The sequence below is a fragment of the Planococcus maritimus genome, from assembly GCF_001592825.1.
Taxonomy (GTDB): domain Bacteria; phylum Bacillota; class Bacilli; order Bacillales_A; family Planococcaceae; genus Planococcus; species Planococcus maritimus_C.
Genome location: NZ_LTZG01000001.1, coordinates 24494 through 37029 on the forward strand (window position 1 = coordinate 24494; position 12536 = coordinate 37029).

Sequence of the window (12536 nt, forward strand, 5' to 3'; positions counted from 1 at the left end):
CCTATCGATCTGTTTGTCCAATGGGCTGGAGGGGAGGGCAATGATGGAAACTTGGTTTGGCGCAAGGTCCGATTATCCGTTTACGCTTTTTTCCTCGAGCCATCTGGTCGTATTGGCAATCGCTTTGTGCGGATTTGTATGCCTGATTCTCTTTAAGGGCAATTTATCCGCCAAAGGCGCCTTGTTTCAGCCATTGCGCTGGCTATTATTCAGTGTCTTGCTGCTATCTGAAGTGACTTACCAATACTGGGCAATCACCCATGAGTTCTGGAGCTTCAACCTTTATATGCCGCTCCATCTTTGCGGCGCCGCTTCCATTACTGCCATGATCGGCTTATGGACTTTGCGCCCATTTTGGATTCGGCTGGCATTTTTCATCGGCCTCGCACCGGCTGCTTTAGCCTTGGTGACGCCTGATATGCCTTACGATTATCAGCATTTCCGTTTCTGGAAATTCTTTGTCCATCACACGGCCATCGCCTGGGCCAGTCTGTTTTTAGCCTTATCCAGCCCCCAATCGATTACATGGCGTTCGGTTTTCAGCGTTTATGGGCTGCTTCTGGCCTACGCCGGACTCATCGGCTTTTGGATCAATCCTTTGTTGGAATCCAATTACCTCTACTTGTCGCAAAGGCCATCTACCGCTTCGCCCTTAGACTTTTTCGGTGATGGCCTGTGGTATTATGTCAATCTATGTCTGACTGCATTGATTTTATTTGCGGTGCAATACGGAATTTTTCACTACTTAATCTATAAAAAGCGAAATAGAAGTAAATGAGCGCTGCCTGGCCGCCGCTGGATATTTCCAGTCGGCGGCTTTTGTCTATTGAAAAAAGGACTATTTGCATGGATAGAGAATAGAAAAGAAACAGGACGAAAGGGGTGGAGGGGGATGGATTGGATACTGATTGCGAGCTGGACACTGAATTCAGTCTTGCTGCTGAATGTTGCACTTGCGATTGTCATCATTTTTAACGAACGGCGCGATGCAGGGGCGGCTTGGGCGTGGCTTTTGATCTTATTCTTTTTGCCGGTCATCGGATTTATCGTCTATCTGTTTTTTGGCAGGCATTTGACAGATAAAAACTTCTATAATTTAAGCGAGGACGAACAGTCTTACTATACGCGGCAAGTCAATTCCCAAGTCAGCAGCATCGAAGCGGGAGAAGCGGAGTACGACCAGGAACTCTTGAAAAAGTATAGCCAATTGCTAGTCATGAATTTGCAGTCGACCCGATCACTCGTAGGATTTTATAACGAAACTCGAATTTTTTCGGACGGCCACGAGAAGTTCGATACCTTGATCGAGGATATCGGAAAAGCACAGGAAGAAGTCAACGTTCAATACTATATCATCAAGCGGGATGCGCTCGGCCAACGACTTTTTGACGCTTTGCTCGAACGGGCCAAAGCAGGGGTTAAAGTACGGCTGCTGTATGATGCCGTTGGTTCCAAGAGTCTGAAGCATTCGGATTTCACGGAATTGATTGAACACGGCGGAGAAGTGGAAATATTCTTTCCATCTGCACTCGGGATGATTAATTTGCGGGTCAATAACCGAAACCACCGAAAAGTGTGTATCATTGATGGCAAGGTCGGCTATATCGGAGGCTTTAACGTGGGCACGGAATATTTGGGTGAGGTGAAGAAGTTCGGTTATTGGCGTGATGTCCACTTGCGTGTCGAGGGGGATGTGGTCCATCATCTGCAAGGCCGTTTTATCTTGGATTGGAATTACGCCAATGACTATAAAAACCGTGAAGATATTTTCTGTTTTCCTTTACACCACATCAAGAATTTCGCCCCGATGCAAGTTGTGACTAGTGGACCGAATTCCCAAACCGAACATTTGAAGAACATGATGATCAAAATGATTGCTTCGGCCAAGCGGGAAATTTATATCCAAACGCCGTATTTCATTCCCGATAAAAGCTTTATGGATGCCTGCAAGATGGCTTTATTGAGTGGTGTGAAAATGCATATTATGATACCCGGTAAACCTGACCATCCGTTTGTCATGTGGGGGTCCTGGTCATTCCTCGGCGAATTGCTTGATTATGGGGCCGAAGTTTATCTCTATGACCGCGGCTTTTTGCATGCCAAAACAATGACGGTTGACGGGGAGATTGCAACGGTTGGAACAACGAACTTGGATGCCCGCAGTTTTCGTTTGAATTTCGAGATCAATGCGCTCGTGTTCAATCGCCGTGTCGCGTTGGAGTTGGAGTCATTGTTTGAGTCCGATACGGCTGATTGTCGGAAGCTGACGAAAGAGTTCTATTCAGAGCGCAATTGGACGATCAAGCTAAGAGAAGGGTTTGCCCGCTTGCTGAGCCCGATTTTGTGATTCATTCTTATTGAATGCAAATAAAAAAAGCTGGAGCCATTAGGTTCCAGCTTTTTTCCGTTATTGTCTATAACCGTTTTTGCGACATGGCTTCCCGCATATGGCGGAGTGCCACTTTGCCTTCGTCTCCACGGGCAATCATAACATTCGTATAAAGCGCGTCAATCAAGCTGAGCTGGGCGATGCGGGACGCGAGGGCTTCTGAGCGGAAATCCGTTTCTTCCGATAAAGTGTATAACACGATATCCGCCTCTTTGGATAATGGCGATTTGGCGAAATTGGTCATGCAGATGATCGTCACTTCTTTTTCCTTCAGGACGTGAAGCACTTCAAGCACATCACGCGTGCTACCGGAATGGGAGATGACGATGGCGACATCGCCTTTTTCCAGCTGGGATGCGGACATGAGCTGCAAATGGGCATCCATGTTCATCGCGACATGAAGGCCGAGGCGGACAAATTTATGGTAGCCATCCATCGCAATCATCGCGGATCCGCCATTTCCGAAAAATTCGATCTTGCGCGCAGACAGCAACGCCTCGACTGCTTGCTTCAATGCGTCTTCATCAATGATCTGCAAAGTGTCTTCCAATGTCTTGATATTGGAACGAAACACTTTTTCCGCGACGGTCTTGACTTCGTCGCCTTCTTCAATTTGTTCATGGATGTCTTTTAACGGTGCCACCACTTCAGCGGCGAGTGCGATTTTGAACGCTTGAAACCCTTTAAAGCCAAGCCGCTGGCAGAAACGGAAGACAGTGGATTCCGCAAGGCCGAGCTCGTCAGCGATTTGGTTGATCGTCAAATGGATGATGTTGCGGGGGTCATTTAAGATGTAGTCGGCGATTTTCTTTTCTTTCTCACTGAAATTGCGGTAACTGCCACGGATGGCCGCTAATGCGAATTGTTGTTGTTTCATTCTGCCACGCCTCTTTCTATTGCTAGAATTATTTTATATTTCTATCATAACACGCTTGCATGTGGAAAAATATTTGATATAATAAATTCATTAAGGAAAAATATTCTTTTATTCTACAGGAGGTTTTACAATGGAAATCGGAATTATCGGTTTGGGCAAGATGGGGAAGAACCTTGCGCTCAATTTAACAGACCATGGCCATATGGTGGTAGGGCATGATGCCAACGCTACTGAAGTAAGCGGTTTCAAGACAGTTGAATCCCTTGAAGAAATGGTGCAGGGCTTGCAGGCGCCACGCACAGTCTGGTTGATGGTGCCGGCAGGAGAAATCACGGAATCGGTCATCGCACAATTGGTGCCGCTTTTGGATAAAGGCGATGCGATCATCGACGGAGGCAACTCGAACTATAAAGAATCGGTGCGTCGCGCTGAGGAATTGAAAGCGAACGGAATTTATTTCTTCGACTGTGGCACAAGCGGCGGAACAGAAGGCGCTCGCCACGGAATTTGCGCAATGATCGGCGGAGACGAAGAAAAATTCAATGACATCGAACCGCTTTTCCGCGACATTTCAGTCGAAGGCGGCTACCTTTATGCCGGTAAATCAGGAAGCGGCCATTTCATGAAAATGATCCACAACGGCATCGAGTACGGCATGATGCAATCGATTGCTGAAGGCTTCGACATTCTCCACAAGAGCGATTTCGATTACGATTACGAAAAAGTCGCCGGCGTCTGGAACAATGGCTCCATCATCAGTTCTTATTTGATGGGCTTGACACAAAACGCTTTCTCGAAAGATGAAAAGCTCGATGGCATCAAAGGGGTCATGAACTCATCAGGTGAAGGCAAATGGACGGTCGAAACCGCACTGGACTTGAATGTCCCGGCACCGGTTATCACGATGTCGCTGATGATGCGCTATCGCTCCCTTGAAGACGACACGTTCACGGGGAAAGTGGTCGCTGCACTTCGCAACGAATTCGGCGGGCACGCAGTCGTCAAAAAATAACTTAATGCTTATCTGAAGAGGGGGAAATCAAATGGAAGGTTCAACATTGATAATCATCGCGGTCGCAAGTATTTTCGTACTATTGTTCTTGGTTATGCGTACGAAATTGCACGCGTTCGTCGCGTTATTATTGGTAAGTTTACTGCTCGGGATCGCAGCGGGAATGCCGCTTGGGGATGTCATTCAATCGATTCAAAACGGCATGGGCGGCACGCTCGGCTTTGTCGCAGTCGTCGTCGGCCTTGGTGCCATGTTCGGGAAGATGCTGGAAGTTTCTGGCGGAGCTGAACGTTTAGCGGCTACATTGATTGCAAAATTTGGAGAAGAAAAAGCACCATGGGCTCTTGGTGTAACAGGTTTCATCGTTGCCATTCCTGTATTTTTCGATGTCGGCTTTATCATCTTGGTGCCGATCGTCTACAGCTTGGCGAAAAAGACCGGCAAATCGCTTTTGCATTACGGGATTCCGCTATTGGCGGGTCTTGCTGTAACACATAGCTTTATCCCGCCGACTCCGGGGCCGATTGCGGTTGCGGAACTGGTCGGGGCAGAACTTGGCTGGGTCATCCTGTTCGGGGTGCTTGCAGGGATTCCATCCATGATTTTGGCCGGCCCATTATTCGGCCGTTTCATTGGTAAGCGCATTCATTTAACGATTCCAGATTATATGGACATTAAAGAACAGGAATACGATAAGGAATTGCCAAGCTTTGGCATGATCATTTCTTTGATTTTGATTCCGCTTGTACTGATTCTCTTCAACACCTTGTCAGCTGTCGTTTTGGAAGAAGGCAATCAAATCCGCGAGATTTTGACATTCCTTGGCCATCCATTCGTTGCTTTGACGATCGCTACGATCCTGACGTTTTTCTTCCTTGGCACACGCCGCGGTTATTCGCGTCAGGAAGTTCAGGACATTGCAACAAAAGCGCTGGAACCTGCAGGGATTATCATCCTTGTCACAGGAGCTGGCGGTGTATTCAAACAAGTCTTGATCGACTCTGGTGTCGGCGATGTACTTGGTGAAATGATGGGCGACTCGGCACTGCCGCCGATTGTTCTGGCATTCTTGATCGCTTCCGCGGTCCGTGTGGCGCAAGGTTCTGCGACGGTTTCTATGGTAACAGCTGCAGGCTTAATCGCACCGCTTCTGGAAATTACCGGTACGACCGGCCCGGCACTTGGTTTGATTGTAATTGCCATTGCTGCAGGCGCAACTGTCTTGTCCCACGTAAACGATTCCGGCTTCTGGCTCGTTAACCGTTACTTTGGGATGAGCGTAAAAGACACCTTGAAATCCTGGACCATGATGGAAACCATCATCGGCCTCACCGGATTCGTGGTAGTATTGATTTTGAGTTTCTTTATCACATGATTGCAGCAAAAAGAAAAAGGGATTCTCCTTTTTCTTTTTCTGTTATAAGGAAGGAAGAAGAATATGCCTGAACAATCCTATTATTTAGGGGTCGATATAGGGACCACTTCCACAAAAGCTGTCTTATTTAATAAAGCTGGACAGATTAAGGATAGCCATACGGTGTTCTATCCTTTGCACACTCCGAACCAATTGACCGCTGAACAGGATCCGGAAGAAATATTCCGTGCGGTTTTAACGACTGTCCGCGAAACTTTGAGAAAAAGCGAAATCACCCAAGAGTCTTTGAAGCTGCTGTCGTTTAGTTCGGCGATGCACAGTTTGATCGCTGTGGATGCTAAAGGGGAACTATTGACCAATAGCATCACCTGGGCAGACACCAGAAGCTCGAAACATGCGAAGCATATTAAAGACAATTTGAACGGACACGATATCTATTTGCGGACGGGTACACCGATCCATGCCATGTCGCCGTTATCTAAACTATTGTGGCTATCAGACGAAAAACCGGAAATTTGCCAGCAAACAGCGAAGTTCATCAGCATTAAAAGCTATGTTTTCCATAAGTTTTTCGGGGAATACGTCGAAGACCATTCCATCGCTTCCGCAACCGGCTTGTTCAATCTCGAACAGCTCGACTGGGACCAAGGCGCACTGGATGTATCTTGTGTAACGACCGAGAAACTGCCGCGTTTGGTACCAACGACGGAACAATTCACAGGCGTTGCAGCAGAATTTGCTGCCTTCATGGGCATCCGGGAAGACGTCCCGTTTGTGATTGGCGCCAGTGATGGCGTGTTGGCCAACCTTGGTGTTAATGCCATTGATCCGGGCGTCATCGCAGTGACCATCGGGACGAGTGGTGCCATCCGAACGGTGTCTCCGGTGCCGAAAACCGACCCGAAAGAACGCACTTTCTGTTATGTATTAACCGAAAACCACTGGGTTATTGGCGGCCCTGTCAATAACGGCGGCATCATTTTACGCTGGCTGCGCGATGAATTCGCGTCATCCGAAGTGGAAACGGCGAAACGTCTCGGGATTGATACGTACGATGTGTTAACGAAAATCGCCGCTACCGTTAAACCAGGAGCGGACGGATTATTATTCCACCCTTATTTAACGGGGGAACGGGCACCGCTATGGGATGCCAATGCCAGGGGCTCATTTTTTGGCCTCAGTATCCATCACCAGAAACAGCATATGATTCGCGCGGTACTCGAAGGCATCGTCTTCAACTTGTACACTGTGCTTCTCGCTGTAGAAGAATTGACGGGAGAACCGGCAAGCATACAAGCATCCGGCGGGTTTGCCCGCTCTGAGCTATGGCGCCAGTTGTTGGCCGATGTCTTCGATAAGCCGGTCGTCATTCCGGAAAGCTTCGAAAGTCCTTGTCTCGGGGCCATCGTGCTTGGGATGTATGCGACTGGAGAGATTGAGGATTTCAGCATTGTCTCCGACATGATCGGCAGCACCCATACTCATCATCCGGAAACGGAAGCAAGCACGATTTACCGCGAACTGCTTCCAATTTATATTCGCTTATCGCGATTGTTGACAGAGGAATACGAAAGCATTTCCGATTTTCAACGCAAGCATATGCAATAACAAGAAAACCCGAAGCTCAGTGGCTTCGGGTTTTCAGTTTGTCGAGAGAGGTAAGAAATCGTATTTTCCGAAGCTTATCGCTCGCTTTCCGTGGGCTCGCGTCCAAGCCTCCTCAGTCGCTTTGCGCCTTGCGGGGTCTCGGTCGTCTCGCTGATCCACTGGAGTCGAGCGAACGCTTCTCCAAATACATAAAAAGGTCATTTATTATGGAATCTGGAAAAAATGACTCCATTCTGATTCGTAATGGATTATTAGACTTCTTCAACACTATGAAAACCCGAAGCTCAGTGGCTTCGGGTTTTCTAATTGCTCGATTCTTTTTTGTTGTGGAGCACACCTGTATTTTTGTAGAAAAGTTCTGAAAACGCCGCGGATTTGAATGCGCTTTTGATATACTAATATTTACAAGTACAGGTGGTTGCTAGGAGGTAATGGTGACCAGCATCTACAATTGGAGACGCTATGAAACTTGTATTATTATTTGGCCCGCAAGCAGTCGGCAAAATGACAGTGGGGCAGGAATTGGCTAAGCTCACGCCCTTAAAACTACTTCACAATCACATGACGATCGACTTGCTGCATCCTTTCTTTGGCTTTAGCGAAGACACATGGCGAATCTCCACTATCATCCGGGAAGAAATTTTTAAAGCGGCCGTTAAAAGTGAATTAGAGGGCATCATTTTCACCTTCGTGTGGTCATTCGGGTCATCACAGGATTGGGAATTCGTGAGCCATGTCCGCTCTATTTTCGAAGAAGCAGGTGGAGCAGTCTATTTCGTGGAACTAGAAGCACAACAGAGTGAACGTTTGCTAAGAAACCGAACGCCTCACCGCCTCGCACATAAAACAACAAAACGCAATATCGCAGAATCCGAAGCCCATTTAATCGAAACACACAAAATGAACCGGTTTAATTCTTGGCCTAATGAAATCCGAGAACAAAATTACCTGCGAATCGATAACACACAGCTAGCTGCAGAAACTGTAGCCAATATGATCAAAGATCGCTTTACCTTATAGAAAACAATCGCCGGCCAGTTGTTCAACTGGCCAGAAGACCTTAGGACATTTATTAGAAACGAGGCGAGAGACCTGTGTTGGATCAAGTATTGAAGCAATTCCGTTTGGAAATCGTTACTGTTAATGAAGTCGAAGATTCCTTCAGTTCAATGGTCTACAAATGCGTTTTACGCAACGGCGAAACAGTGTTTGTGAAAATTCCGTATACGCGCGTGAAATATGAACGCGAGCTGGCCGCCTATGAAATGTTAGCTGGGCACGTCCCGATTCCACAACTGCTCGATTTTTGGGAGGGTGACGATAACTGTCCAGGAGCTTTTTTGTTGTCCGAACTGAAAGGACACCCTTTGTCCGAAACGGCTTCTCCAGAAGTTGCGTATCAAATCGGCGCATTGCAAGCAGCGATGCATCAAATTCAACCTTCAAACACGATAGAGTCTGGCGCCATACAAAATGAATTTCCCCATTGGCATGAATTTATCGAAAAGCAGTTCTATAGCTTCGCGGAACATGTAAAAGAACTATTGGATGAGGAGTTATTTATGGCCAGTTTGCGCAAGTTTGAGTAAATGAAGGGCGAGCTTCCAACTCCAGACGGGCCGAGCTTCGTCCATATGGATTTCCGGCCAGCCAATATTATTGTGGATGAAGGCCAAGTTTCCGGGATGATCGATTTTGAAAGTGTGCGTTTCGGGTCAACGGAAATCGATTTCACCAAAATTCACCGTGATTTCTTGAAATCGGATCCTGCTTTGTCCAACTCCTACCAGGAGGGCTATAACAGCATTCGACCGATAATCGACTTGCAAGCTGTCTTGCCTTTTTATCGTTTCGTCGACGCCTTTAATAGTATCGGCTGGAGCCAAAAGCGCGGCTTGGAGAAAAATTTTGCGTTCTATGAAGCCAATTTGCAGATTTTGAAAGAGATGCTGCAAGATGTGGAGGTGGAGAAGTGAAGTTGAAAATCCTTTTGTTCATCATCATTTGTACACTTAGTTTTTTAGCTGCCTGTCATGAGGTGCCCACTAAGAGCAACGCTGTTTTGGAGGCGGAAGCTTATTTGGAGAGTCAAGGATATGAATTGGTTTCCCTAGTGGGGGAAGAGTCCTTGCTTCTGGATACAAAAACCTTAATGGATCCAGGCTATTCGCAAATCTGGCAAGTTCAGCCCTTTGACTCCGCTGAATATTTAGATCAACCCCTGACTGCGGTGGAATTCATCATTCAAGGGCATCCGCTTGAACTTCTCTACAATAGCCAAAAAACCAGAATCATTGTCTACCTTCATCAAAATCAGGTAATCGGTGGCTGGTCTCTTCCTGTGTTTTCTAGTGAAGTGCTTGTCGGCACGGTACATTCGTTAGATGGAAAGACGGCTGAAGAAGTGCAATAAGCAGAGGGAAGTAGCCAAAAGAAAAGTTGAAAACTATCTATGTAAAGGAGGCAGATCAATGATTAAAGGTCTCTACGAAGCTCATTTACCGGTTCGGGATTTAAAACGTTCCATTGAATTCTATACTAGTTTGGAATTGGAACTCGCTTATGAGACACCTAAGCTTGCTTTCTTTTGGATTGTCAAAGGGCAAAGCTGGATAGGCCTATGGGAATCGGAGAAAGCGGAAACGCCTTATCATCCTTCACTGCGCCATATCGCTTTTCATGTGGATAGAGAAGCAATACGCAACGCTAAGAACTGGTTGGCCAAAAGAGGAATCGAAGTACGAACAGCTTTCGGTTTTTCACCGGAAGAACAGCCGCTTGTCTTGCCAAATCATCCGTATGCACACGCATCCATTTATTTCCATGACCCGGATGGCAATTCGCTTGAATTTATTGCGCCGCTGCAGCTATCAGTCGAAGACGAATTCGACATGATGTCTTTGGAAGCCTGGGATCGTATGCACGTGGAAAAGTAATGAAAAGGAGCGAATTCAATGCATTTCAAACCAATCAATTTCAATGAAAAACTATCGAAATTCGACGATTTATGGTCGCCTAAGGTCATTGCAGAAATGAACGATTACCAATTCAAGACCGTAAAAGTGCAGGGTGATTTTGTTTGGCATAAGCATGAAGACACCGATGAAGTGTTCATTGTACTGGAAGGAGCTTTGATCATTGAGTTCCGAAACGGGGAAGTGGCGTTGAAAGCAGGGGACATGTTTGTGGTTCCTAAAAATACGGAGCATAAGCCCTATGCCGAAACGCAGGCGAGTATCTTATTGGTAGAACCTAAAGGCGTTGTTAATACAGGCGATGCGACAAGTGAACAGACAGCAGAAAATGATGTGTGGATCTAATGGCTTTTTCATTAAATTTAACCTGCCGCTTCTTAAAATGAGGTAAAATTGTAATATACTTTGTTTTAGGACGTGATTTTTTGCCGGATTGGACTTATCATACGATGTTTGAACCCGCGCTTTCAAAGTTGCCGGCAAAAACCGGGAGAGAGTTTATCCATAACGGGATGCACCGGATTGCTTCGATTCCAGGCGGAAGCAAATTAATCGAATACTTGGGGCATACGGCTCCTGCCAAGCAACTCGAAACAAAAATTTTCGGTTTAACAATTGCTAACCCCGTCGGCTTGAGTGGGAAAATCGACCCCTTGCTTTCTGGAACGAAAGCTTTCGGCCATTTAGGGATGGGCTTTATCGAAGTCGGGCCGGTGTCCTGGGATCCGGTAGAGATGGGCACGCCAAGGTTCACCGATTCCAAAGACGCTATGGTTTATCCGTATCGGTTAGAGTCACCCGGCATAAAGCGAACGATCGAGAAGTTGTCGAAGCTCGAGTCTTTCGACAAGCCGATTTTTATCCGCATCGGCAGAAACGATACTTTCGAACAAACCTTGTCCCTATTGAAAACCTTATCGGCCTTTGGACAAGCATTTATTGTTGAAGAGCTGTATGGCATTAAACAATGGAAGACTTTGAAAGAAGCGGTCAACGGCAAACCGATCTTATTTGCCGGTTCGGCCGGTGGCATCGATTCGCCAGCTTTTGTGGCGTCTCAAGAAGCATACATAGATGGAATTGTCCTCGATGAACAGGGCGTAGACACAGGGCAAGGCATGGAATATCCGCTTGATCAGTCAGGGCAGTTGATTGAAAAACTGACTTCCATCCGACGGCATAGCAAGGTGCCGATCCTTGTCTCTGGCGGGATTGCAGAACCGAAAGATGCTTTGGACTTGTACGAGGCAGGTGCGGATTTGGTGATGCTAACAGGCGGCTATGTGCGGACCGGTCCCGGGCTGCCCAAGCGAATCAATGAAGGTTTACTGAATCAGCGAACCGCATCGCCCCCTGTATACGATGGATGGATGTGGCATTGGTTATTCGGGCTTTTCATGTTTCTCGGCGGGGCAGCAGCTATGCTTGTCAGCATGACGATCGTCCTAATGCCGTATGATGAAGCATTTTTGAATTTATCACGCGAAGAACTCATGGCGATCAATCCGAATATCTATTATTTTATGCAGCATGACCGCATGACCGTTGCCGGCACGATGGTGTCTGGCGGTATTTTGTATATGCAATTGACAAGATACGGCGTCCGTCATGGTTTGGAATGGGCAAAACGCGCCATTCACATCGCCGGTGTACTCGGATTTCTTGGCATTTTGCTATTCATCGGATTCGGTTACTTCGACTGGCTTCACGGCATTCTTTGGTTAGTTCTCTTGCCATTCTTTTGGAAAGGCTATCTAGTATCCAAAGATTACAGCGAACATTCATCTTCTCGCAACCGCAAGAATCATCCAGCTTGGAAACGCAGTCTTTTGGGACAGTTGGCGTTTGTTGTACTTGGTTCTGCACTCGCAGCGGCAGGGTTTATCATTTCGGCAATCGGCGTGAGCGGCGTCTTTGTCCAAACCGATATCGCCTATATTTGCATGAATCCTGAACAAATATCTGCAATTAACGAACGGCTCATTCCGGTGATTGCGCACGATCGAGCGGGTCTTGGCAGTGCCTTGATCAGCGTCGGCCTCCTCGTTTTGATGCTCGCGCTTTGGGGATTTCAAGAAGGGCAGCGCTGGGTATTGTATACCTTTTTATTGGGCGGTTCGCCGGCGTTCGGTGCAGCGATTCTCATTCATTACGTAATTGGGTATACGAACTTTATTCATATCCTGCCGGCTTATGTGGCCTTAGTATTGTTTGTAAGCGGCTTGTGGTTGTCCAAAAAATTCTTTTTCATGTAATAAGCAACTTGCCGGCGAACGCACCGGCAAGTTTTTTCGCATGAA

General features: G+C 47.0%; 11 protein-coding genes and 1 pseudogene. 11 read left to right on the forward strand and 1 reads right to left on the reverse strand.

The window, feature by feature from the left end; genetic code table 11:
* The first annotated feature begins 40 nt into the window (after positions 1–40).
* Together AY633_RS00140 and cls are read left to right on the forward strand one after the other, a co-directional pair.
* A complete protein-coding gene (locus AY633_RS00140) occupies positions 41–778 on the forward strand; it encodes a YwaF family protein (RefSeq protein ID WP_260804382.1) in 738 nt (245 codons plus the stop codon).
* Positions 779–892: 114 nt separating this feature from the next.
* Positions 893–2347: a cardiolipin synthase gene (gene cls, locus AY633_RS00145; RefSeq protein ID WP_068485443.1), complete on the forward strand. Its 1455-nt coding sequence runs from the start codon at positions 893–895 to the stop codon at positions 2345–2347.
* A 67-nt stretch (positions 2348–2414) separates the two neighbouring features.
* Here cls and AY633_RS00150 read toward each other — a convergent pair whose 3' ends face one another.
* Complete coding sequence (locus tag AY633_RS00150) at positions 2415–3266, reverse strand: MurR/RpiR family transcriptional regulator (RefSeq protein WP_068485446.1); 852 nt, start codon at positions 3264–3266, stop codon at positions 2415–2417.
* 130 nt (positions 3267–3396) lie between these two features.
* On the opposite strand from AY633_RS00150, the gene gnd reads away from it, so the two are divergent.
* The 9 genes and pseudogenes from gnd (at position 3397) to AY633_RS00195 (ending at position 12491) form a co-directional block, all read left to right on the forward strand.
* On the forward strand, positions 3397–4278 hold the full coding sequence (gene gnd / locus AY633_RS00155) for a phosphogluconate dehydrogenase (NAD(+)-dependent, decarboxylating) (protein ID WP_068485448.1): 882 nt from the start codon (positions 3397–3399) through the stop codon (positions 4276–4278).
* A gap of 31 nt (positions 4279–4309) precedes the next feature.
* On the forward strand, positions 4310–5653 hold the full coding sequence (locus AY633_RS00160) for a GntT/GntP/DsdX family permease (RefSeq protein WP_068485450.1): 1344 nt from the start codon (positions 4310–4312) through the stop codon (positions 5651–5653).
* Between the two features lie 63 nt (positions 5654–5716).
* Positions 5717–7261, forward strand: a complete 1545-nt coding sequence (gene gntK / locus AY633_RS00165) for a gluconokinase (RefSeq protein WP_068485452.1) — start codon at positions 5717–5719, stop codon at positions 7259–7261.
* Between the two features lie 462 nt (positions 7262–7723).
* Positions 7724–8281, forward strand: coding sequence for a P-loop NTPase family protein (locus tag AY633_RS00170; RefSeq protein ID WP_068485454.1), 558 nt, complete (start codon positions 7724–7726; stop codon positions 8279–8281).
* A 74-nt stretch (positions 8282–8355) separates the two neighbouring features.
* Positions 8356–9237: pseudogene (locus tag AY633_RS00175) on the forward strand (phosphotransferase family protein).
* Positions 9234–9674 (forward strand): hypothetical protein, encoded by a 441-nt coding sequence (locus AY633_RS00180; protein WP_068485456.1) that lies wholly within the window; start codon positions 9234–9236, stop codon positions 9672–9674. The pseudogene AY633_RS00175 and the gene AY633_RS00180 overlap by 4 nt, the downstream one beginning before the upstream one ends.
* A gap of 58 nt (positions 9675–9732) precedes the next feature.
* A complete protein-coding gene (locus AY633_RS00185; RefSeq protein WP_068485457.1) occupies positions 9733–10197 on the forward strand; it encodes a VOC family protein in 465 nt (154 codons plus the stop codon).
* 18 nt (positions 10198–10215) lie between these two features.
* Positions 10216–10581: a cupin domain-containing protein gene (locus AY633_RS00190; protein WP_068485459.1), complete on the forward strand. Its 366-nt coding sequence runs from the start codon at positions 10216–10218 to the stop codon at positions 10579–10581.
* A 104-nt stretch (positions 10582–10685) separates the two neighbouring features.
* Positions 10686–12491, forward strand: coding sequence for a beta/alpha barrel domain-containing protein (locus AY633_RS00195; RefSeq protein WP_260804385.1), 1806 nt, complete (start codon positions 10686–10688; stop codon positions 12489–12491).
* Positions 12492–12536 lie beyond the last annotated feature (45 nt).